The 21,444-nt window shown below is 48.5% G+C and carries 22 protein-coding genes and 1 pseudogene; 13 read left to right on the forward strand and 10 right to left on the reverse strand.

Features of this window, described 5'->3' with window-relative positions:
• Positions 1–449 precede the first annotated feature (449 nt).
• The 3 genes from ACJJI6_RS18235 to ACJJI6_RS18245 all read left to right on the forward strand — a co-directional run bounded on the left by ACJJI6_RS18235 (position 450) and on the right by ACJJI6_RS18245 (position 3,866).
• Positions 450–1,613 (forward strand): phosphoglycerate kinase, encoded by a 1,164-nt coding sequence (locus ACJJI6_RS18235; protein WP_413663657.1) that lies wholly within the window; start codon positions 450–452, stop codon positions 1,611–1,613.
• Between the two features lie 89 nt (positions 1,614–1,702).
• Entirely contained in the window at positions 1,703–2,767 is a 1,065-nt protein-coding gene (fba, locus tag ACJJI6_RS18240; protein WP_475711549.1) for a class II fructose-bisphosphate aldolase, read from the forward strand.
• 115 nt (positions 2,768–2,882) lie between these two features.
• Positions 2,883–3,866: an alpha/beta hydrolase gene (locus tag ACJJI6_RS18245; RefSeq protein ID WP_475711551.1), complete on the forward strand. Its 984-nt coding sequence runs from the start codon at positions 2,883–2,885 to the stop codon at positions 3,864–3,866.
• A 202-nt stretch (positions 3,867–4,068) separates the two neighbouring features.
• Here ACJJI6_RS18245 and ACJJI6_RS18250 read toward each other — a convergent pair whose 3' ends face one another.
• From ACJJI6_RS18250 to serA, 8 genes are all read right to left on the reverse strand, one after another.
• Positions 4,069–4,509 (reverse strand): DUF6326 family protein, encoded by a 441-nt coding sequence (locus tag ACJJI6_RS18250; RefSeq protein ID WP_413663655.1) that lies wholly within the window; start codon positions 4,507–4,509, stop codon positions 4,069–4,071.
• Complete coding sequence (locus ACJJI6_RS18255; protein WP_475711553.1) at positions 4,506–5,237, reverse strand: DUF4386 domain-containing protein; 732 nt, start codon at positions 5,235–5,237, stop codon at positions 4,506–4,508. Before ACJJI6_RS18255 ends, ACJJI6_RS18250 begins: the two co-directional genes overlap by 4 nt.
• A 440-nt stretch (positions 5,238–5,677) precedes the next feature.
• Positions 5,678–6,904, reverse strand: coding sequence for an MBL fold metallo-hydrolase (locus ACJJI6_RS18260; protein WP_413663653.1), 1,227 nt, complete (start codon positions 6,902–6,904; stop codon positions 5,678–5,680).
• A gap of 93 nt (positions 6,905–6,997) precedes the next feature.
• Entirely contained in the window at positions 6,998–7,447 is a 450-nt protein-coding gene (locus ACJJI6_RS18265; RefSeq protein ID WP_413663652.1) for a cupin domain-containing protein, read from the reverse strand.
• A gap of 138 nt (positions 7,448–7,585) precedes the next feature.
• Positions 7,586–8,368, reverse strand: a complete 783-nt coding sequence (locus tag ACJJI6_RS18270) for a LytR/AlgR family response regulator transcription factor (RefSeq protein WP_444958864.1) — start codon at positions 8,366–8,368, stop codon at positions 7,586–7,588.
• Positions 8,365–9,441: a sensor histidine kinase gene (locus ACJJI6_RS18275; protein ID WP_475711555.1), complete on the reverse strand. Its 1,077-nt coding sequence runs from the start codon at positions 9,439–9,441 to the stop codon at positions 8,365–8,367. The genes ACJJI6_RS18270 and ACJJI6_RS18275 overlap by 4 nt, the downstream gene beginning before the upstream one ends.
• A gap of 51 nt (positions 9,442–9,492) precedes the next feature.
• Positions 9,493–10,401 carry an EamA family transporter RarD gene (gene rarD, locus ACJJI6_RS18280; protein WP_108734831.1) on the reverse strand — a complete coding sequence of 303 codons (909 nt, stop codon included), beginning with the start codon at positions 10,399–10,401 and terminating at the stop codon, positions 9,493–9,495.
• A gap of 200 nt (positions 10,402–10,601) precedes the next feature.
• Positions 10,602–11,849 carry a phosphoglycerate dehydrogenase gene (gene serA / locus ACJJI6_RS18285; protein WP_413663649.1) on the reverse strand — a complete coding sequence of 416 codons (1,248 nt, stop codon included), beginning with the start codon at positions 11,847–11,849 and terminating at the stop codon, positions 10,602–10,604.
• A gap of 150 nt (positions 11,850–11,999) precedes the next feature.
• Between serA and ACJJI6_RS18290 the strand changes: the two genes are divergently transcribed.
• The 5 genes from ACJJI6_RS18290 (at position 12,000) to ACJJI6_RS18310 (ending at position 17,466) form a co-directional block, all read left to right on the forward strand.
• Entirely contained in the window at positions 12,000–12,662 is a 663-nt protein-coding gene (locus tag ACJJI6_RS18290; protein ID WP_444918466.1) for a fumarylacetoacetate hydrolase family protein, read from the forward strand.
• Between the two features lie 84 nt (positions 12,663–12,746).
• Positions 12,747–14,258: an aldehyde dehydrogenase gene (locus ACJJI6_RS18295; RefSeq protein WP_444918465.1), complete on the forward strand. Its 1,512-nt coding sequence runs from the start codon at positions 12,747–12,749 to the stop codon at positions 14,256–14,258.
• A 205-nt stretch (positions 14,259–14,463) separates the two neighbouring features.
• Positions 14,464–14,925, forward strand: a complete 462-nt coding sequence (locus ACJJI6_RS18300) for a hypothetical protein (RefSeq protein ID WP_475711557.1) — start codon at positions 14,464–14,466, stop codon at positions 14,923–14,925.
• A gap of 609 nt (positions 14,926–15,534) precedes the next feature.
• Positions 15,535–16,152: a hypothetical protein gene (locus tag ACJJI6_RS18305; RefSeq protein ID WP_475711558.1), complete on the forward strand. Its 618-nt coding sequence runs from the start codon at positions 15,535–15,537 to the stop codon at positions 16,150–16,152.
• A gap of 657 nt (positions 16,153–16,809) precedes the next feature.
• Complete coding sequence (locus tag ACJJI6_RS18310; protein ID WP_475711559.1) at positions 16,810–17,466, forward strand: hypothetical protein; 657 nt, start codon at positions 16,810–16,812, stop codon at positions 17,464–17,466.
• A 172-nt stretch (positions 17,467–17,638) separates the two neighbouring features.
• Here the strand turns inward: ACJJI6_RS18310 and ACJJI6_RS18315 are convergent.
• Positions 17,639–18,058 (reverse strand): annotated as a pseudogene (locus ACJJI6_RS18315) (transposase); the annotation flags it as partial.
• Between the two features lie 59 nt (positions 18,059–18,117).
• Complete coding sequence (locus ACJJI6_RS18320) at positions 18,118–18,498, reverse strand: IS1/IS1595 family N-terminal zinc-binding domain-containing protein (protein ID WP_444940514.1); 381 nt, start codon at positions 18,496–18,498, stop codon at positions 18,118–18,120.
• A gap of 240 nt (positions 18,499–18,738) precedes the next feature.
• Here ACJJI6_RS18320 and ACJJI6_RS18325 point away from each other — a divergent pair, with 240 nt between their 5' ends.
• From ACJJI6_RS18325 to ACJJI6_RS18345, 5 genes are all read left to right on the forward strand, one after another.
• The gene (locus tag ACJJI6_RS18325) at positions 18,739–19,275 is read left to right on the forward strand and encodes a hypothetical protein (RefSeq protein ID WP_475711561.1); all 537 of its coding nucleotides are present in this window, start codon (positions 18,739–18,741) and stop codon (positions 19,273–19,275) included.
• Between the two features lie 326 nt (positions 19,276–19,601).
• Positions 19,602–20,000 carry a hypothetical protein gene (locus tag ACJJI6_RS18330; RefSeq protein WP_413663646.1) on the forward strand — a complete coding sequence of 133 codons (399 nt, stop codon included), beginning with the start codon at positions 19,602–19,604 and terminating at the stop codon, positions 19,998–20,000.
• A gap of 96 nt (positions 20,001–20,096) precedes the next feature.
• Positions 20,097–20,408, forward strand: a complete 312-nt coding sequence (locus ACJJI6_RS18335; protein WP_475711563.1) for a putative signal transducing protein — start codon at positions 20,097–20,099, stop codon at positions 20,406–20,408.
• Complete coding sequence (locus tag ACJJI6_RS18340) at positions 20,350–20,841, forward strand: VOC family protein (protein ID WP_475711565.1); 492 nt, start codon at positions 20,350–20,352, stop codon at positions 20,839–20,841. Before ACJJI6_RS18335 ends, ACJJI6_RS18340 begins: the two co-directional genes overlap by 59 nt.
• A gap of 141 nt (positions 20,842–20,982) precedes the next feature.
• Positions 20,983–21,369 carry a SpoIIAA family protein gene (locus tag ACJJI6_RS18345; protein WP_413663643.1) on the forward strand — a complete coding sequence of 129 codons (387 nt, stop codon included), beginning with the start codon at positions 20,983–20,985 and terminating at the stop codon, positions 21,367–21,369.
• Positions 21,370–21,444 lie beyond the last annotated feature (75 nt).

The raw sequence follows: 21,444 nt of genomic DNA on the forward strand, positions 1-21,444 counted from the left end.
CCTGCTTGTTATCTGGCGTAATTAATTAGTAACTCTCTGTGTGTGAATGGCTGATTCACGGCTGATACTCTGAGTTCTACAAGGCTTTATTTACATTGTCTGGTGTCGATTGTTACTTGAATCGCAATTACATGGCCTTTTATTTATTTAACTGGCTTAGGTAGTCCTTTGGAGGTTGGAGGATTGATCCTGAAAGCATTGTCATTAGTTGGCGTTAGGTGTCAATTCTACTTGAAGTGAATACTCGCTAACTTCCTGGGCGAACAGCTATCAACTAAGGTCGCTTTTGGCTTGATGACCCCTAAGACAGTATCAGGTGCGCTAATCATGCGTAGATTGGCTGATATAACAACGTATTCCCCTGTTTTTAATATCGGCATCAATAGGCTCCAGTTGATATAATCGCCGCCCACATTTTTCAGTTAATCGAAGTAGAAGAGGATTGGCTAATGGCGGTCAAACTGATGGCAGATCTCGATCTCGCTGGTAAGCGCTTACTTATCCGTGAGGACCTGAATGTACCGGTTAAGGACGGTCGTGTAACTTCCGATGCACGTATTCGCGCGGCACTACCGACGATAAAAGCCGCCATCGAAGCCGGAGCTAAAGTGCTGTTGATGTCCCATCTGGGGCGCCCTACAGAGGGGGAGTACGCAGAAGAATTCTCCCTGGCCCCGGTCGCCGCACACCTGGGTGAGCTGTTGGGCCGTGATGTGGCGCTGGTCAAAGAGTGGCGCGATGGCGTTGAGCTGGCCGATGGGGAAGTTGCCCTGCTGGAAAATGTACGTTTCAACAGTGGTGAAAAGAAGGACGATGAGTCTCTGGCAAAGGCCTATGCCCAGTTGTGCGATATCTTCGTGATGGATGCCTTTGGTACTGCCCACCGGGCCCAGGCTTCCACCCATGGTGTGGCTAAATTTGCACCGGTTGCTTGCGCCGGCCCTCTGTTGGCTGCTGAGCTGGACGCATTGGAGAAAGCCCTGGCTGAACCGGCGCGCCCGCTGGTTGCTATTGTTGGTGGTTCCAAAGTTTCTACAAAATTGACGGTACTCGAAAGCCTGGCTGACAAAGTCGATCAGCTGATTGTTGGTGGTGGTATTGCCAATACCTTCCTGGCAGCCAGCGGCAAGCCAGTGGGCAAGTCCCTTTGTGAGCACGATCTGGTAGATACCGCCAAGGCCCTGATGCAGAAGTGTGATATCCCTGTGCCAACTGATGTAGTCACAGGTAAAGAATTCAGTGAATCCGCTGCAGCGGAAACCAAAAGTGCCGATGCTGTGGTTGAAGACGATATGATTTTTGATATCGGTCCGAAATCCTCCGAGCAACTGGAAGAAATTCTCAGCAGTGCGAAAACCATTATCTGGAATGGTCCTGTAGGTGTGTTTGAATTTGACCAGTTTGGTGGCGGTACCGAGCACCTCTCTAAAGCCATTGCCGAGAGCGCAGCGTTTTCTATAGCTGGTGGCGGCGACACTCTGGCAGCTGTGGATAAGTATGGCATTGCCGACAAGGTTTCCTATATCTCCACGGGTGGCGGTGCCTTCCTTGAATATGTTGAAGGTAAGAAGCTTCCAGCGGTCGCTATACTGGAAAGCCGCGCACAAGACTAAATAACGAAAAATAAGGCCTGTCGCAATTTGCAGGCAGGTCATAAAAGCAAAAATACAAATACTACGAGTAGACGAGAAAGGAATTAATTATGGCTCTTATCAGCCTGCGCCAAATGTTGGACCATGCCGCAGAGCATGGCTACGGTGTACCTGCATTTAATGTAAACAATCTAGAGCAGATGCGTGCGATTATGGAAGCGGCCAAAGAGACCGATTCTCCAGTAATCGTTCAAGCCTCTGCGGGCGCCCGCAAGTACGCCGGTGCTCCCTTCCTGCGCCACCTTATCCTGGCCGCTATTGAGGAATTCCCTGAGATCCCGGTAGTTATGCACCAGGATCACGGCACCAGCCCTGCCGTTTGCCAGCGCTCTATCCAACTGGGCTTTAGCTCAGTGATGATGGACGGCTCCCTTGAGGAAGACGGCAAGACCCCGGCTTCTTACGAATACAACGTAGATGTTACCAAGCGCGCGGTGGATATGGCCCACGCCTGTGGTGTTTCTGTTGAAGGTGAGCTGGGCTGCCTGGGTTCCCTGGAAACTGGTATGGCGGGAGAGGAAGATGGTGTTGGCGCTGAGGGCAAGCTGTCCCACGACCAGCTGCTGACCGATCCGGAAGAGGCCGCTGACTTCGTACAGAAAACCAAGGTGGATGCCCTGGCAATTGCCTGTGGTACCAGCCACGGTGCTTACAAGTTTACTCGTCCGCCCACCGGGGACATCCTGGCCATCGACCGTATCAAAGAGATTCACGCTCGTATTCCTGGCACCCACCTGGTAATGCACGGTTCCTCTTCTGTACCCCAGGAGTGGCTGGCTGTAATCAATGAGTTTGGTGGTGAGATTCCGGAAACCTACGGCGTTCCTGTTGAGCAGATCTGTGAAGGTATCAAGTACGGTGTGCGCAAGGTCAATATCGATACCGACCTGCGCTTGGCCTCGACTGGTGCCACACGTCGCTTCCTGGCTCAGAACCCATCTGAGTTTGACCCGCGTAAGTTCTACAAAGCCGCTATGCAAGCGATGAAGGAAATCTGTGTCGCTCGTTATGAGGCGTTTGGCACTGCTGGTAATGCCAGCAAGATTCGCCCTGTTAGCCTCGATGTTATGAGCGAACGCTACGCTGCCGGTGAGCTGGAGCCGCAAATCAAGTAACGGTCATCCACTGTTGCGAAGAGGTGGGCTCTATGCCCACCTTTTTTCTTTTCAGGTTGTCTTTCCCGCTACGATATCACTACCCCTATCGCCAAAATGCAGTACCATTGCACTAATGGATACTTTGCAAGACCTCAGCACCTACGATAATAGCCCGGTAATAAAGCGACCGGACTACTCTGCATTGCGTCAGAAGTTGCCTGAACTGGATTTTGGCGCTGACGAAACCCCTCTGTGCAAAGAGCTGCGGGATTATCGTAATTTTTACGATTTGCATTTTCCCCGAGCCCATAAGACTGGAGTCGGCACTTTTAAAGTTGCCGGATTTGAACTGGTTTCACAGTATTGGATGGTCGAGAATCCCAAGGGCACTTTGTTTATTTGCCACGGCTATTTTGATCATACAGGTATTTATGGTCCGGCAATCCGCTTTGGCCTGGAGCGGGATCTCAATGTAGTGATTTTTGATTTCCCCGGACATGGTTTATCCAGTGGTGAGCGTGTAGCTATCCATACTTTCCTGCAATACCGCCAGGCGTTTGATGGACTGTTGGAAGTTGCGCGAAATAAGTTGCCCGGGCCCTGGCATGCAATGGGCCAGAGCACCGGTGGTGCTGCACTACTGGCCCATCTGCAATACAGCCGCTGGCAGCCTCTGGATAAGGTCTTTTTGCTGGCTCCCTTGGTAAGGCCGTCAAACTGGGCCTGGCTAAATCGCTGGAAATATTATGTGGGCCGCCTGTTTATCCGCGAACCCGGCCGGGCCTTTACGATTAATACCCACGATGTGGAGTTTTCTCGACGTCAGGCACTCAGGGACCCCCTTCAATCTCAATCAATCTCTATGAGCTGGCTCAGGGCGATGGTGGATTGGTTGCAGATATTTCCCCGCACGGCACGCAACCCGCGCCCGATCCTTTTGGTTCAGGGAACGGATGATAAAACCGTTGATTGGCGTTATGGTCTTCATGCTGTTCGGAATCGTTTTCCCAATTGCCACCGGGTATTGATACGCGGTGCCCGGCACCAGATGATTAACGAAACCCAACCTTATCGCCATCAAATATTAGCGGCGATGGATGAGTGGTTAACCAAATAGGCTGTGAGCGATAACTTGTATCGCTCAACTCGCAGAGTTTTGACTTGCACTTTTCACTCGGAAAGCCTAAGCGAATCTACTTAGTTAGAAGAAAAGAACACTCTGTAAATTTTCCCTATAAGGTCAAAGACGCCATCCATTCCTTATACGGCGGTGCCCAAGCACAATATGTTCTTTCCTTCTCCTTTGGTCAAAAACTCTATTAATACTCCTCATGAGGCCAGCGCCAAGCCAGCCAAATAATAGCTAATTTGAGAATAATCTCGATAAATCCCAGATAGAAGTAGAAATACCAGGTGGACATTAAAAATGTTACAAATAAGAAAATAATGAAAGCTGAGGATGTAATAATATTTATCCAGCGAGAGATAGATGGTTTAAGTAATAAAGTAAGGGCAACCATAATACAGGGGAGTGACACAATGATTGATACAGTAAGTAGTGACTCTTGTGTGACCGCTCCAAATGGCCCGAACCCCTCAATTATTCTATCTATTTTTCCTGTCCTAAATAGCCCAAAGAAATCCCCATAGATGTAAAGTAGTACTACTGAAGCCCATAGCCCGGCTATTTTAATCTTAACATCTATATGACTGTCAGTGAGCTTGGTCGATGTGCTCTTTAAGTTGTCTTTATCGTTCATGACATTCCCTCGATCTTACTGGTAGATAACTTTTGATTTGGTTCGGTAATAGTTGGTGGAGTTCTAATGCCCATAATTAGTAACCATAGACAGGTTCCGATCTCCCCTAGAGAGGCGGGTACTCTAATAAAAGCGGGGATTTGATATTCAGGGAAAAGTAAATTTGCGCAGAACCTTACTAAATAGCTAAGGCATCCTGCCATTAACAGTATGCCCAGTATTTTTGGTAGTAAGTTTGATTTGTAGACCAGGTATCCGAAAGGAAGTAACCATAATCCCCAGAGAACATGGATTATTTGGATTCCGTTACTATACGATTTTAATAACAATAATACCTGGGTATAAATTTGTTCTTTTTCAAAAGTTAGGAGATATTCTGCTCCGCTAAGAAGTGTGAGAGCATCAACTTTGTTAACTATATTGAGTAGAGTAAATGGAATACTGGTGAGAGCAAAAATAACCATTAACAACGCACATCCTCTATTTACAGGTGCAAGTGTGCGATATAAAGCTAGTGGCAGTATTGAAAATAGTATATAGAGAAGTATCCCGCCTAAAATTCCTAATCTATATAGAAATTCATATTCCAGGATATTTTGCGCTGTTAATGATGCATTTTCCCACGCTGTGGGAATTTTAGAAGGCACATATACTAAAGAAAATATTCCCAACAATATAGTAAGTAAATAAATAAGCCCAGAAAGTCTGGCATATTCTTTTTGAGTCATTTTATATCCTTGTAAAATCAAATTGACAGATAGAGAGCCAATAGTCGGTTAGGTCCTAGTCGCGGTACCCATATAAAGGGGACTGCGATGAAATTCCAACCACGGTAATCAGCTGGAATTTCATAAGAAGAATATGGTCAGCAAAGACGTACTTATGGTGTTGTTCCGTTGTGAATAGAGGTAAAGATTCTGTATCGCTAACGGTACTGAGACTATTGGGTGTACGGTACTAGCTATTGACGCCATGGTGGTCTCTTTAGAGTCACTGTATGCGAAGAAACCTATTGGAATATTGAGTTGTGCGCTACCCAGCTAGGCATAGGCTGCGGAAAGCGTGGTTTGAAGTGCGGAATAGTGAGATAAGTGATTTGGAATGGTATGGCCATCCAGAAGCTTTGTGAGCCGCCAACCGTATGCGGCTCACACTGTTTAGCCTGCTGTTAATCGGGTTGTTGACTGGCTTTCTTGGATTCGGAGGGACTCGGTGTGGAGGCTGGCTTCTTACGGGGTTTATCACTTTTCTCCGAAGTCTGTTTTGCACTTGTGGGAACTTTGTTAGTAGGGTATTCAACCTTACAGGTACCCTGTCCATTGTCCGATAGCACAATTTCATCCAGGTCATCCATTACCCGAATTGGGCCCGAATAGAATTTGCGCATTCCCTTAATAAAGCCGATCTTGTCAGCTTCAGTAACGGGGGGTGGAATTAGGTGTGTTAAGGCAACCGATTTTACTCCCGCTTTGGTTGCCATCTTGGCAATGTCCAGAGTATTGGAATGGTAGTGGATAATTTGATTTGCCTTCTCATATCGCAAACGAGCGCGACGGTTATCCCCGGTTTGCTTCAGCTTGCTGATGTATTGGGCATAGCTGAGAGCCTCAGAAATCAGTAGATCGGCATCCCGTTCAATTGGCTCTAGCGCATCGAAAACATGGGTATCACCAGTAATGATGACTTTACAGGGGCCAAAACGTATCTCGTAACCAAATGCGGGAAAAACCGGTTCGTGATGTACGGCAAACACAGAGACATAAGTATCCCTGTGGTGCCACACATCTTGTACGACCTCGCTTTGATCCCCGGCAATATTCACTAGGTGGGGAGTGGCGACCGCTAGGACTGGATCGAGAATTCCCTGCCTATTTGCCGATCGAAAAAGGATGTCCGGCCCAAAACTCTTGTTAATTCCATCCAAAATGCGATGGATGCCGTAGGGTCCGTAGACATTAATAGGCGAGTCGGCACCAACAAACCAGGACTCGTTGATCACCATGGCCAAACCACCAAAGTGATCCGAGTGCCAGTGGGTAATAAAAATGGGGTCCAGCTGGGCGAGATTAAGGCCGAGCTGGCCAATTCTTGCTGTAGCTCCTTCGCCGGCATCGACGAGGAATAGTTTCCCACTGCTGCGAATAGCAACGCAGGCGGGATGGCGCAAGTATTGATAGGCCGGATCTGGCGTGCCAGTTCCACAAAAGTAGATGTGCATTTTGCCATCATCTTCCACATAAGGTGGGTAACGCTTCAGAGATTCAGGCTGCTCGGCCAGGCTTGAAATCGCGAAAAACACCCCGAGGGCAAGAGTGGCAAATATATCAACGATCAGTCGCATGGTTTTATAGATTCCAGTCAGTACGGAAAATACATACCAAGGATATGCAGACATTTTTAAACGTACAAAAAGATGATTAAATATTTTGGTCAAGTCTGTAGATGACGTGGACTCAGGCCTTGTAAAGGATCAGGATTTAGGCTGCTATTAACTTAGTTTGTCATCAGGATTTTTATAGACGGTGGTTGGTTGTCCTTCCAGGCCCGAGTAAAAGAGAATAATAGTTACCGGAGTATCACCATCATTGCGCCCATAATGCCATTTATCGGTAACTTCGATAAATGCCTTACCCGCCCCCAGAGTAAGCGTTTCCTTCTGTCCTGGGAGTACAATGGTTAAAGTGCCCTCTGCTACATAGACACCGTTTAGCACTGGATGTTTGTGTACGGGCATCTGTTCGCCCACCGGAATAGTAACGCTAACAATCGTTAATTCCGGTTGCCCCGGTTTCATTTTTGGTAGGGAATGTCCTTCCCAGTCCTTTGTAGAGGAAACTAGTGTTTCAAACTTTACGTCGTTGGTTTTGTCCTGGCCAAATATATTTTCCGAGATAAATGTAAGTGTCAGAATGGCAAGGAAAAGGAGGTGGCGGCTCATTGAACTTTCCGGCAATCTTATGGAGATTTATGTAATTCTTGTTCAAGAATTAATGCTGTCCAATAAATTCGCGAAAATCTCTACGGACCAACATCGGAGAAAAAATTGGCTTTCAAATGCCCCCTACTAACAAACTGATTACATTTGGCGGAATAGATGCAGGTAACGCCGGCTTACGGGGAGTATTTCCTCCCTATTTAGCAGGGTAATTTGAGCGGTATCTCCGTCCCTTATTACGTGGCGGATGGCCTTTAAATTGACGACAACAGAGCGATGAACCTGGGCAAAGAGTTCGGGGTCAAGTTGGTGGGTTAGATCCTTTAATGGTGTGCGAATACAGGCCTCCAGATTGTTGTTGCCGGATTCGCTCCAGGCTACCAGGGTATACTTCTCATCTGAACGCAAATAGTGCACATCTTCTACCGGTATCATCCGCAATTGCTGGCCTATGGAAGCGTGAATCCAACGCAGGTATGGTTTGTCTTCTTTGGATTGAAGCTGTCTCGCTAATTGCTCGAGTAACTCCTGTTGATGACTGACGGGTTTGCAACTGCTGAGCCTTTCCCTAAGCCGCTCGGCGGTATCGGCGAGCCGCTCAATCTCTACCGGTTTTACCAGGTAGTCCAGTGCACCCTGGCTAAAAGCTTCCACGGCGTAGTTGTCGTATGCGGTAACGAAAACTAAATGGGCCCGACGCCCGATACTCTGGGCTGCCTCAATACCGGACTTGCCCGGCATATGGATATCCAGAAAACAGATATCGGGCTGCTTTTCTTCAAATAGTTCTACGGCTTCACGACCATTGCGGGCCTCCGCAACAACCTTCAGCTCCGGCCAGACACTTTTGAGTTTGCGGACCAAAGACTGGCGCAGCAGTGGTTCGTCGTCAGCTACCAGGGCGGTGGTGGGCGTGGCACTCATATTTGCTCCTCGGCAGGGAATAGCAATTCGGCACAAAGACCTGTGGGCTGTTGGTCGACCAAACGCAAGCCTGCACTATCGCCATAGGTCAGTTGTAGCCGCTCTCTCAAAGTTGCCAACCCTGTCCCGAGACTGTTGGAATTGTCCTGGATGCCGATACCGCTATCGGTGACGGTGGCAATACAGAGGCCCTGTTCCAGCTTTATTTCAATATCAATACGTCCCCCTTCCTCACTGGGGTCTATGCCATGGCGGACGGCATTTTCAACCAGTGACATCAGAGACATGGGCAGGCAAGACTGACTTCGCACCTCGTCATCAGCGTTGATAGAAAATTCCAGGCGGTCCGGCATACGCATTTGCATCAGGCCCAGGTAAGCCTGCACCAGAGTTAGCTCTTGCTCGACGGTACTTTGCTCCGACTCAAGTTTCGGTACTGCGGCGCGCAGGTAGGCAATCAGGTTGTTTAGTAGTGCGGGTGCCTGAGGGGATGAAGACTCTACCAGCTCTTGTACATTGGCGAGTGTATTAAATAAGAAGTGTGGGGCCACCTGGGATTGCAATAAACGCAGCCGCGCATTGAGCGCCTGGTGCTCCAGGGCACCCCGCTGCCGTTCAAAAAGTTGCGCCTGCTCTCGTACAGCAATATCCCGCTGGCGCAACAGCGCAGACATAGCGAGCCAGGGCCCGAATAACATGCCGGTCACCGCTATCAGGAGAAAACTCCAGTGTCGGCTGTGGTCCTGCCAAAGTGGAAGTGCCTCCGGTTCTGTCAAGGCAGGAGACAGGATTAGCAGCGATAGTGGAATAGAGATTGCCACACCCACCACCTGTATTACCCAGCGAGGTAATCGTTGAGGCAAGTTGCGCGGCCATTGCTCGAACAGGCAAAAAGTAACCAGTGCTGATATGGCAGCTGTGCTTGTTTGCAGTAGGAGCTCTGTATAAGTACCTTTCCAGCCGAAGCTGAGTAGCAGGGTCCAAAGCAGAGTAGCGAGCAAAACAGTCAGCGACCGCTGCCTGCTGGGTAGCAGTCGCACTTGAGCTGGGTTGGCTGTCGGCGAGTAATTCATGATGGCCGCCTTCGGTTAATTTAGGCGGCCATTCTTACACAGGTTTTACCGTTAAAGCGCTGCCTTACCTTGTAGATGCAGCTTTCTCCGCTGTGCCAACGCATCGACAGAGTAGAGTGCTAGACCCAGCCAGACAAACATAAAGGTGGTGAGCTTTTCTTCGCTGAAAGACTCGCCCAATACCTGGGTGGCGACCACCAGCATCAGTGTGGGGCCGATGTATTGCAGGAAGCCCAGTGTGGATAAGTTGAGCCTGCGCGCGGCAATCGTGAACAGCAGCAGGGGAACCAGGGTAATGGGGCCCGCAAAGAGCAGTAAGCTGTTTAACTCCAGGCTGTTGTTCAGCAAGTTGCTGGTGGGGCTGTCGCTCCAAAACAGGTAGATCACGGCCACTGGCAATATAAAGAGAGTTTCTACTGCGAGGCCGGTAAGGCTTTCCACAGGGGCCTGCTTGCGGGCCAAACCGTATAGCGCAAAGGAGCAGGCCAGGAACAGGGCAATGATCGGTATGCGACCAAACTGCCAAAGCTCATAGGCAATGCCGGTAGCGGCCAGCGCTACAGCGATCCATTGCAGTCGCCGCAGTTTCTCACCCAGGAACAGGACCCCCAGCAAAATATTGATCAGTGGATTAATGTAGTAACCCAGGCTGCCTTCGAGCAAATGGCCGTTATTGATCGCCCAGATAAACACCAGCCAGTTGCCGCCGATCAATACCGTGGTCAGGGCCAGCATCCGCATCTTCTTGCCATCGCGCAGGGTTGCCAGAAAGTCCGGCATTTTGCGTACAATCAGCAGAATACCAATAGCGAGTACCAGCGACCAGATACTGCGGTGGGCAAGGATTTCCGCAGCGGGAATATCCTGTAATTTATTGAAGTACAGTGGCGCCAGCCCCCAAATGAGGAAGGCGGAAATCCCGGCGAGAAGGCCGGTTGAGGCGGAATCATTACTACGCAAGGGAGCACCTGCTGTGGATAACTCTGGCTTTGATTCAGGGGTGGCACGTGGATGTGGTCACCTGGGCCTGAAGCAAAAGAATAGGTCTGGCCATTGTAGAAGCGGTGGCCGGGGGGGATCAATCTTTTTTACCGCGAGGAAGGCTCCGATTGGCGTGTCATTGGCGGGTATTTGTGGGTACCCGCCAACGACCGAAAGGCTTAGAAAAGCACGCGGCAGCGCAGGGTGCCGGGGATACTCTTCAATTTTTCCAGTGCCAGATCAGAATACTCTGCGTCCACATCGATTACTACATAGCCCACTGTTTCATTGGTTTGCAGGAACTGTGCGGAGATATTGATGGCATTTTCTGAGAACACCTGGTTGATGGCGCTCAGTACACCGGGCACATTCTTGTGAATATGCAGCAGGCGGTGGGTATCCAGGTGACCGGGCAGTGCTACTTCCGGGAAGTTCACAGAGCTGGTGGTGGTGCCGTTATCGGAGTAGTGAGCGAGTTTCTCCGATACTTCTGTACCGATATTCTCCTGGGCCTCCACAGTGGAGCCACCTACGTGAGGGGTCAGCAGCGCCTTATCGATTCCGCGTAGGGGAGAGACGAATTCGTCGCTATTGCCACGGGGCTCAACCGGGAAGACATCGATCGCCGCACCGGCCAGGTGATTGCTCTTCAGTGCTTCTGCCAGGGCATCAATATCTACCACAGTGCCGCGAGAGGCATTGAGGAGAATACTGCCAGGCTTCATCTGCGCGATCTGCTCGGCGCCCATCATCATTTTGGTGGAAGGCAACTCTGGTACGTGCAGGGAGACCACATCGGATTCTGCCAACAATTCCGGAAGTGAGTTTACTTGGGTAGCATTGCCCAGCGGCAACTTGGTAATCACATCGTAGAATCTGACTCGCATCCCGATAGCTTCGGCCATAACAGAAACCTGGGAGCCGATAGCACCGTAGCCGATAATGCCCAGGGTTTTGCCCCGGGCCTCATATGAGCCCACCGCTGACTTCTGCCAACCGCCGCGATGACACACTGCGTTTTTCTCTGGAATACCGCGCAGCATGAAAATAGTTTCTGCAATAATCAGCTCGGCAACGCTGCGAGTGTTGGAGTAGGGTGCATTAAATACTGCGATACCCAGTTCCGTCGCCGCCTGTAAATCCACCTGATTGGTGCCGATGCAAAAACAGCCTACGGCTACCAGTTTGGACGCATGTTCCAGCACTTTGCGGGTTAACTGGGTACGCGAGCGAATACCGATAAAGTGCGCATCGGCAATTTTCTCGATCAATTGATCTTCAGGCAGGGAGGTCTTGAGGTACTCCACATTGGTGTAGCCTCGGGAGCTGAGTAAGTCGACGGCGGACTGGTGTACGCCTTCCAGCAACAGGATGCGGATTTTATCTTTTTGCAGGGACTTCTTTTGATCGGAACTGTGCGGAGCCATAAACTATCTCTTCACTGAGTGCGAATAACAGGTGCAAAGTGCTTAGATCACTTCTTCGGGGGTGCCGCAATTTTGGCGAAGGCGCGATCATAGCACATGCAGCCTCCAAGGCTTTATTCGAAATTTCTATCCTAACTATCTTGTTTATCTATGTACCAACATCAATTTACCTGTGGCAGTGAAGTACCGTTTGGTTTGGGGAAGGTTGTCTGTGTGGGGCGCAATTACGCAGACCACGCGGCGGAGTTAAATAATCCGGTGCCAGAAGAACCCCTGCTATTTATCAAGCCGGCAACAGCCGCGGTACCTATGGTAGAAACCATCCATTTACCAGCGGGGCGCGGCAGTTGCCACTTTGAAGGGGAGCTTGCCCTGTTGATTGGTAAGCGCTTGAGTAATGCCAACGTGGCAGAAGTTCCTGGGGCCATTGCTGGCTTGGGCCTCTCCCTGGATTTAACTTTGCGCGACCTCCAAGCGAAGCTGAAAAAAGCAGGACATCCTTGGGAAAAGGCCAAGGGGTTCGATAAGTCATGCCCTCTTTCTCCCTTTGTGAAACTCGATTGGTTGCCGGACTGGGACAAGCTCAGCTATTCCCTGTGGCTGAACGGTGAACTGCGCCAGCAGGGTAAAACCGAAAATATGCTGACACCAATTCTCGATCTGGTGGCCTATGTCAGCAGTTACTTTACGCTCGAACCCGGTGATGTGGTTTTGACGGGCACACCGGCGGGAGTGGGCGAATTACACCACGGCGATAATCTGGCGATGCAGTTGGAAGATGATTGGCTGCGTGTGGAAACGCAGGTAGCTTAATTTAGAATGACTTCAGCCCTTTGATTTGTGATCACATTTTCGATATAACCGGGAAAACTATCTCCAAATTAAATGAGGTGTGTCATGTCAGCGAAAAAAAATAATGTCCCCCAAAACCTGCAGGAATGGCAGGCTCTGGCGGCCTCACTGAAGATCGAGGGGCGTGCCTTTATCAATGGCAGCTATGTCGATGCCCTCTCCGGTGAAACTCGCGCCACTTTTAATCCCGCAAATGGTGAAGAGCTGGCGCAAATTGCCAGTTGCGGTCCAAATGACGCGGACTTGGTGGTAAAGGTGGCTCGGGAAACCTTCGAGTCTGGCGTTTGGTCGAAAATGCCGCCAATGCAGCGCAAAAAAATTATGGTGCGCTTTGCAGAGCTGATTGAAGAGAATCTGGTGGAAATTGCCCTGCTCGAGAGCCTCGATGCGGGTAAGCCGATTGGCGATACCATGGCTGTGGATGTCCCTGGAGCGGCCACTACGATTCGCTGGAGCGGTGAAGCAATCGACAAGATTTACGATGAAGTGGCCCCGACCGGCCCCGGTGAGCTGGGCTTGGTTACCCGTATGCCCCTGGGGGTGGTGGCCGCCATTGTGCCCTGGAACTTCCCTTTATCCACCACCGCCTGGAAACTGGGGCCGGCCCTGGCCACCGGCAACAGCGTTATCCTGAAGCCCGCGTCTAACACACCGCTGACAGCGATTAAGCTGGCGGGCCTGGCTAAGGAAGCGGGCCTGCCCGATGGCGTGTTAAATGTACTACCGGGACCGGGAAGTAGCTTGGGCAAGGCCTTGGGCCTGCATATGGATATCGATTGCCTGACCTTTACAGGCTCCACCGAAGTAGGCAAAACCCTGACCGAGTACTCAGGTCAGTCCAACCTCAAGCGTACTTTCCTTGAGCTCGGCGGTAAAAGCCCGAATATTGTATTTGCTGATGCAGATCTGGATAAGGCGGCAGAAGCAGCGGCCCTGGCCATTTTCTACAACCAGGGGGAGACCTGTACCGCCGGATCGCGTCTGCTGGTTGAAAAATCTATTGCCGATGAATTTATTCAAAAGGTGGCTAAAGCGGCAGAGTGCTTTAAGCCCGGGCATCCGCAAAACCCAAATACCCGTATGGGTGCCCTGATCGACCGCAGCCAGTTTGATACGGTTGAATTTTACGTGGCCAAGGGCCTGGAGCAGGGTGCGCAATTGGTTTGCGGCGGCAAACCGGTAGATGAAGTAGCAGGCGGTTACTACTATGAGCCAACGGTATTTCGCGGTGTCACCGCTGACATGACGATCGCCCGTGAAGAAATCTTTGGCCCGGTACTGTCTGTTATCGAGTTCGAGACAGAGGAAGAAGCACTCGCCATTGCCAATGACTCAATCTACGGCCTGGCGGCGGGTATCTGGACCAATAACCTGGGTCGTGCTCACCGTATGGCCCGGGATATATACGCCGGCTCTGTTTGGGTCAATAACTATTTTGGCGGTGATATCACCGTACCCTTCGGTGGTTTTAAGCAGTCTGGAAACGGCCGCGATAAGTCGCTACACGCGCTGGATAAGTACTGTGAACTCAAGTCCACCTGGATTGATTTGAGTTAGTTCTTTAGCGGCGTATTGGTACTCTGCAATTAGGCCCAAAAAATAAAAAAAAGAAATAAAAATTGAAAGACAGGCCTATTGAATAAGGTTAGGCTGTGAGTAAATAAACACAGCCTATTGAACCTGTTCAATAGGCTGTAAAGAATATCTGTACAACACCATAAAATATATCTGGGCCTTCAAGGCAAATCATAGGAAGATAAGAATGAGTGGTGGCTTATACGTTGGCAGTTCCAGCACTGTTATTCAGCAACAGCGAATCGGTCGGGTTGCAAATCAACAGGATGGAGGCAACACCCAATTCGGAAGAATAGGATCGATGCGCTCTAATGAGAAACAGCTTTTTGTAAATAGGCTGGGCTTTACCCCTCGGAGAGATGAGCCTCCTGCACCTACAAATATACAGCCACCTAATGTACATCCCCCTGCCCTTAATAATATCCCCCTGGTGCAGGCTGTTTTAATTCTGCCAGCTGCTCCGCAGGGTGCGATTCCAGTGGCAGTACCTGCACCTGCACCTGCACCTGCACCTGCACCTGTGGCTATACCTGTGGCTATACCTGTGGCGGCACCTGCGGTTAACATTGATGAGGTTCCTGTTTTGGAGCCTGTTCCTGAGAATCCTCCAGTAAATACTACACAAGCAGGGACTATTAATAATCAATAATTCCTTCAAGGTGCCGGCGAAGAGAAATATGGGATTTAAGAATGAGTGATAACCAATTTTTTGTTTGAGGCTTCAATAACACTCCAGTCAGTTTTAGAAAATTGGAATTCCAAGCTATAAGGCTACAGCCACAGCGAGGCCCGTTTTATTGCAAGTCTGACGTACTTTAAATTATCGATAAATGGTCAATAGGGCCCTAAGCTCCAGGATTACCCGGTTAAACAGTTTGAAGTATTGCTCTGAAAGAAAGCGGCGTATCTGGTTAATATATAAATACCAAATAATCAGGGCCATGGCCGGGGTATGGTCCGTGATATATGTCGCCTTTGTTTGGACATGGATTGCCAGTATAAGTTACTTGGGTCTACCTGGACCGATTTGAGTGCATTCTTTAGCGGTGAATTGACGATCTATCATTAAGCCTCAAAATGAAAAAGCCAAACTTGAAAGACTGGATAGTTAAATTAGGTTAGGCTGCGGCTGAGTAGATCTTTTAATTAAATTTTTTAATAGGTACTAGGCAGTGCCTGGACAGCTCTGACATATTTCTCTGGGGGCTGCGGAGCCAGTCCTTTAGTACACCTATAAGTTGATCATAGGAGGATAAGAATGAGCGATGGCGTAAAGCTTAATGGCTCTAGCGCGGCTATTCGGCAAGAGCGAGCTGGAGGGGTTGAAAATCAACGGGATAGAGGCAAAGCCCGGCTCGGAAGAATAGGAGCGATGCTCGCGAAGGGAAGGCAGGTACTTGCCAAGAAGTTGGGCTTTACTCAGCAGAGGGGGGAAACGCCCACACCTGCACGTATAGTGCCCGGCTTTGCGCCGCGAACGCCTGGCTCCCACCCCTTGGTTGAGCAACCTGGCGACGCTGGCAATCCTGCGGATGTATCTGATGATATCCCTGAGGCAGAGTTTACAAGTGCGGATGACGCTGGTTATTCAGTTGCAAAACTTGTAACTGAAGAAGCTTCCGGAACTAATATCCCGAAAGCTGAGACTGTCGATTCTAGTGAGGCTGGAGCAAAAGGTGCACTTGTGGCTAAGGTAGTTGGTGAGCGCCCCAAGAATTTCTACACCCAACCGAAGGAGATGACGACAAAATTTAAAGTGAAGCACAGTGAGGCTGGAGCAGAAGGTGCACGTGAGGCTAACGTAGTTGGTGAGGGCCCCCAGAAATACTTTGACCTGCCGCCAGAGTTCAAGAAAGGATTTAAAGAGAAGCACTAATAACCCATTTTTTTATGTGCAGCTCTAACAACACTCCGGCCAGTTTTAGAACGCTGGAATCTTGAGCTTGTAGGAATAGAATCACAGCGAAACCTAATTTATCACCAGCCTGGAGCTGCTCCAGACTGGTGATAAGTAACGAGTGGGGATGTAAGTTCCAAAGTCACCCGGCTAAAACTGCGGGAAGTATTGTTTCAAGAGAAAGCGGCATACCTGGTTAATATGGGAATGCCAAATAATCAGGGGCGCGCCCACTCTATGTCCAGCGATATATGCCGGCTCTGTTGGGGGAAATAACTATTTTGGCGATGATACCGTCATACCATTGGTAATTTTATGCAGCGCTGGTAGCGGCGGTAAGTAAGTCACTTTATGTGCCGGATACATACTGTAAATCTAAACCAGCCTGGATCGGAATGAGTTAACAAAGGTGGACTGGAGCACACCATTAATGTTGAAAAATAAAAAAGCCAAAATGAATTGCTGCCAGCCTGAAAGGCTCCACCACAGTAGCAACTAAGCCTAATAGGACAGGCCTGGAGAATTGCAGAGTTGTTCAGAGATTCCTTAAGAGAAGAGAAATTCAGGCACTAAACCCTTTCTATAAGTCTCAGTGCCAACACACCAGCTAACCTAAGCAATCTTGGAGTATAAAGAATGCCCCCTAAACTTCCATCGTCATCGTCATCGTCATCGTCATCGTCATCGTCATCGTCATCGTCACGTCCTGATAGCGCATCACATCATCAGGCTGAAAATTCACACAATAGAAATGCCAAAGGCTCACAACGTTTGCGGAAAAATTTTAATGCTCTCAAGGGCCGTTTTGCAAATAAGCTAGGTCTGGAGCGCTCAAAAGAAACATCCCCAAGCCCCAGCAAAATCTCTGCTATTGGCAGGCCATCACAGCCAAATATTGGGCGCGACGCTAATATCAGGAGGGATTCAACCCCGGAAACTTCCAGCACTATCCCTCTTGCAGAGGCCATTAATACCGGTGATTTATCGACAGAAAATCGAAAAAATATACCTTTGGCGGAAGTTGCCGGCGAGGGGGGGGCAAAGGATAGATTAGACAATAGAAAGAGGAACCTATCGGTTTCTACACTAGGGCATCATGAGGAATCAGGTACAGAGTTGAGCCGGGATATAAATAATTTACTTAGCATCCAAGACTCAAGAAAAATTAGTGAAGAGCTAGAGGAGTTCCTCAAGGATGGAGCCCCAAGCCAACTTACCGATGAGCTAAAGAAAATTTTATATCGCGAAAAAACCGACAAGCCTATCAACAATCCAAATAGAGGCCTCCAGTGAACTTTCTGAGAAAGTAATGAATATTCTCTACCAGAAAAAGCAGTGAAACTACTGGCAAATTAAACAGGCTCCTCGCCAGACTGCCGAACCCCAAGAAACAAGCTAGGAACGACAGGTTCTTTTTAATAAAAGGACCTGCGTAAAAAATGGGCTCTTTATGGATTCTGGGGAGCTACCCCAACAACAAAATAAATAGTCCAGGAATGGCCAGCTTCCCCCAGCGTCTTAGATTGTGCAGGCACTCAAAGAAGCTAAGATATAACGGAAGTTTCTCTTGCGATAGACCCCGGAGAGGGCGCGGGCATAGCCAGGATCGTAACAATGACCAGAAACCCTCCAAGGTATTAACATGAACTTCATGAAAGCCGTCGCTATTCTCGTCCCAGGCATACTCGCCCGCACTATAGCAAACAGATTTGTGGACATCACCCCACTCCTCTAAATGGTCATAAATATTATATTCATCCGTGTAGACCAAAGTACCTGAAGCGATAGTGTTTTCAATGAGTGGTTGAATCGTTGCTTGCTCTACATTTTCAAGCATACGTATTGCAACCTGCCCACCTCTCTGGACCATGCCAAAAATGGGGGGGCTTTTCCTTTTCCAGAGTACCTCACCCTCAAGCGTCTCCCAGTCGGTTCCGTTGCCTTCTACGGCCTTTTTTTAACTGCTTCAGGCCGCCTTTTATGGCCCGCAACAATATAGACCTCGTTACACTCTACCTCCCCCTCAAGGGAGATATCGGGAGCTTTGTTACAAACGGCTTTCCTGAGCTGCAGTGTCATTTTCTGAACATCATCTTTGTTCAGATCGAACTCTTTACTAACCTGTAACTTGGATAAATTCAATAACATGAGGTATAGGCAATGTACCCAGGCCTTTAAAGGCTGGTGGCACCCTGAAAAGACTGATAACGTCAGGTCATCAAAACGCCGCTGACAACCTTTACAGCGATAGCGGTGCTTCTCAGGTTGTGTATCATCCTTTCCTTGTCGGATAACATCCTGGCTCAAACAATGAGGGCAACACACCCCGTCGGACCAGCGATACTATCGTCTCTGTTCGTAGCATTTTGCATTCTCAAGGCGATTGTGAAATTTAATCATGAGTCTGTTTTTACAGACATTCGGCTACTAATTCTATTGATGATGTCTCAAATATTGAACTCCCCGGAATCCATAAAAAGCCAAAATTGAAAGACTTGATAGATAAATAAAACTAGGATGTGACTGGGTGGACATTTATACTGAGTTAACCGCAGGAAGATAAGAATGAGCAATGGCATAAATGTTAATGGTGCTAGCACTACTAATCGACAAGAGCTAACCGGTCGGGTTGAAAATCAACGGGATAGAGGCAATACCCGACCCAGAAAAATAGGACCGCTGCTCGATAAAGGAAAACAGTTGCTTGCGAAAAAGCTGGGTTTGACCCCGCAGAAGAAGGAAGTTCCTATACCTGAAGCTATTTTGGTAAAGGAGGGTGATATACCTAAAGCCATTGCGGTAGATATACCTGAGGGGGTTACTCCCCCAGTCGCAACAGTGGTTGATAAAGCTCCAGCAGGTAGGTCTGAAGCTCCAGCAGGTAGGTCTGAAGCTCCAGCAGGTAGGTCTGAAGCTCCAGCAGGTAGGCCTGAAGCTCCAGCAGGTAGGCCTGAAGCTCCAGCAGGTAGGTCTGAAGCTCCAGCAGATAGCACTGCAGAACCAGAAACTGTAACAGTGGAGTTGATACCCGGTAAGACAGGGAAGATGATAGATCGTTTCGAGCTTACGAAGAAATATCAAGAGCAGGGATTCAAGTTCTAAAAATAATTCACAAGCAGAGTGTTTAGCTCTTTTGCACCATAGCAACTCGCCTAAGTGAGTGGATAAGTAGGGTTGATATACCGCTTGTCCACTAATTCGTAAACTAAACACAAATAGGCCGATAAATTGGGCAGACTGCAAGATTTGCCGCCTCCGCCTCCGCCTCCGCCTCCGCCTTAGCTGACTGATAGGTGCTTCGAGAATTATCTGGCGTGAATTATCTAGTCAGCTATACCTAACTTATTGCCCTGAGAAAAGCTTGGGGCGACATTTTCAGGATATGAGTATTCCAGTTCACGAGTTTTATAGCGTGTAGGGGTGCTGATTTGAACAAAACTACCGTTCTATTTGTGGCTTTAAGTGCCATTGGTGCGACCTATGCCCATGCTGAAAAAGCGCCAATTTTTGGCGAAATAGCAGGGCTTGTTAGCGCAGAAAAAATTTATACGAGTATGTCTCACAATAACAATCTCAAGCAGAGGCAAAGAGAGTGGATCAGGCTATTTGTCAATCGTGGTGATCAAGTCAGAAAAGGGCAGAAAATTGCTGAGCATCGCAATAGAAAAGGAAAAGTTGTCCTTGAATATATTGCCAATCGCTCAGGCAGAATTCTATTGAACAGCCGTTCAGCAGTTGACTCTGTAGAGTCTATTCTGGAGATCATTACGGTTGGAGAAGAGAAATACTGTGAATATGAAAATTGTGGTTTGATCGGTGTGCGCTGAGAATTTTCAGGAATTGCCTGCTTGGCAGAAGCAGGGTTTGTTTGCAGATTAATAGCTGTGTAATCTGGGGATTCCTGATATTTGTGCGGCCCAATTATGAAACTTATTTATACCCATGAAAACCGTTTGTTGGTTGAGTTGGCAAAGAGTCGACTTGAAGTTGCGGGAATAAAAACACAATTAAAAAACGAATATGCCCAGGGGGCTACTGGTGAATTAGCCCCCAACCAGGTTTGGCCAGAATTATGGTTAGAGCGTGACCGCGATTTGGAGCGGGCCCGACAGGTCCTGGCTGAGGCTGAGGTGGGTTCGAATAGCTGGTTCTGCCAGGCATGTGGGGAAGATAACGGTGCAGCTTTTGATTACTGCTGGCAATGTGGAGAACCCAAGCCAGCAGGAGCTGACTAAAGCGGAGTTTTGTGGGTCGCATATCACAATGCAAGTACTTCTCAACATTGATGTCGATGACTTAAACCGGGCGATCAATTTTTATCGAGATGCATTTGGCCTCTACGAAGGTCGCCGCCTGGGAACGGATATGATTGAGATGCTCGGTGGCACTGTGCCTATATTTCTACAGCAAAGGGATTCGGGGATCTGGCCGATAAACAGTAAAAAAAATATAGGTAGCTATGATCGGCACTGGACGCCGGTAAATATGGATATTGTTGTAGAGGATTTGCTTCTGGCAATAGAGCAGGTGGTCGATGCTGGTGGACAGATACAGGGTGAAATCCAGCAAACAAAATGGGGAGTTAAGTCTTCATTAACTGATCCCTTTGGAAATGAGTTCTGTCTGGTACAGTTTGATGGCAGTGGTTCTGATACTATCAGCTTGTAAGAGGGTAGCTATTCAAATACTTAAACCTATCACCTTTCAATTAATATGATCTTTTTACCTTAACTCATGAATTCATGGCTTTTTCGATGATTAAAGTATGGATTATGTAGTGATAATTGGTAAAAGATTTACAGGTGTCTTATGACTGTTACGTCCCATGGTGTGTCTATCGGTTTGGAACAGAAATCCGATTATATTTTCCTTACTGTGAAGGCCCGTGGTAAGTTGACCCATGATGATTACGAAACCATGGTACCAATGTTGACCGCAGCAATAGAAAAAGTTGAGCACCCAAAGATAAACGTATTTATGGATGCTCGAGAATTGGAGGGGTGGGAGCCTCGGGCGGCTTGGGATGATTTTAAGTTGGGTATTGAATACGGCCGGGAGTTTAACCGGGTTGCCGTACTTTCAGATAAACGCTGGCTAAAAGTCGCCGGAAAAGTAGGTAGCTGGTTTATTGGTGGTGAATATCGAACATTTGAATCAGAAACTGAGGCGAAAGCTTGGCTGGAGGAAGATACCTAGATTTTGAAGTGATAAAGCCAGAATAGAAAAATAAAGTATTTGTCCATTAAAGGCTTATTAAATAATAAATTATAT

Source organism: Microbulbifer maximicatervae (SeqCode), from assembly GCF_056232625.1.

Coding starts and splice junctions, on each gene's coding strand:
- ACJJI6_RS18235 (WP_413663657.1), top strand. CDS start 450: ATGGCGGTCAAACTGATGGCAGATCTCGATCTCGCTGGTAAGCGCTTA.
- fba (WP_475711549.1), top strand. CDS start 1,703: ATGGCTCTTATCAGCCTGCGCCAAATGTTGGACCATGCCGCAGAGCAT.
- ACJJI6_RS18245 (WP_475711551.1), top strand. CDS start 2,883: ATGGATACTTTGCAAGACCTCAGCACCTACGATAATAGCCCGGTAATA.
- ACJJI6_RS18250 (WP_413663655.1), bottom strand. CDS start 4,509: ATGAACGATAAAGACAACTTAAAGAGCACATCGACCAAGCTCACTGAC.
- ACJJI6_RS18255 (WP_475711553.1), bottom strand. CDS start 5,237: ATGACTCAAAAAGAATATGCCAGACTTTCTGGGCTTATTTATTTACTT.
- ACJJI6_RS18260 (WP_413663653.1), bottom strand. CDS start 6,904: ATGTCTGCATATCCTTGGTATGTATTTTCCGTACTGACTGGAATCTAT.
- ACJJI6_RS18265 (WP_413663652.1), bottom strand. CDS start 7,447: ATGAGCCGCCACCTCCTTTTCCTTGCCATTCTGACACTTACATTTATC.
- ACJJI6_RS18270 (WP_444958864.1), bottom strand. CDS start 8,368: ATGAGTGCCACGCCCACCACCGCCCTGGTAGCTGACGACGAACCACTG.
- ACJJI6_RS18275 (WP_475711555.1), bottom strand. CDS start 9,441: ATGAATTACTCGCCGACAGCCAACCCAGCTCAAGTGCGACTGCTACCC.
- serA (WP_413663649.1), bottom strand. CDS start 11,849: ATGGCTCCGCACAGTTCCGATCAAAAGAAGTCCCTGCAAAAAGATAAA.
- ACJJI6_RS18290 (WP_444918466.1), top strand. CDS start 12,000: ATGTACCAACATCAATTTACCTGTGGCAGTGAAGTACCGTTTGGTTTG.
- ACJJI6_RS18295 (WP_444918465.1), top strand. CDS start 12,747: ATGTCAGCGAAAAAAAATAATGTCCCCCAAAACCTGCAGGAATGGCAG.
- ACJJI6_RS18300 (WP_475711557.1), top strand. CDS start 14,464: ATGAGTGGTGGCTTATACGTTGGCAGTTCCAGCACTGTTATTCAGCAA.
- ACJJI6_RS18305 (WP_475711558.1), top strand. CDS start 15,535: ATGAGCGATGGCGTAAAGCTTAATGGCTCTAGCGCGGCTATTCGGCAA.
- ACJJI6_RS18310 (WP_475711559.1), top strand. CDS start 16,810: ATGCCCCCTAAACTTCCATCGTCATCGTCATCGTCATCGTCATCGTCA.
- ACJJI6_RS18325 (WP_475711561.1), top strand. CDS start 18,739: ATGAGCAATGGCATAAATGTTAATGGTGCTAGCACTACTAATCGACAA.
- ACJJI6_RS18335 (WP_475711563.1), top strand. CDS start 20,097: ATGAAACTTATTTATACCCATGAAAACCGTTTGTTGGTTGAGTTGGCA.
- ACJJI6_RS18345 (WP_413663643.1), top strand. CDS start 20,983: ATGACTGTTACGTCCCATGGTGTGTCTATCGGTTTGGAACAGAAATCC.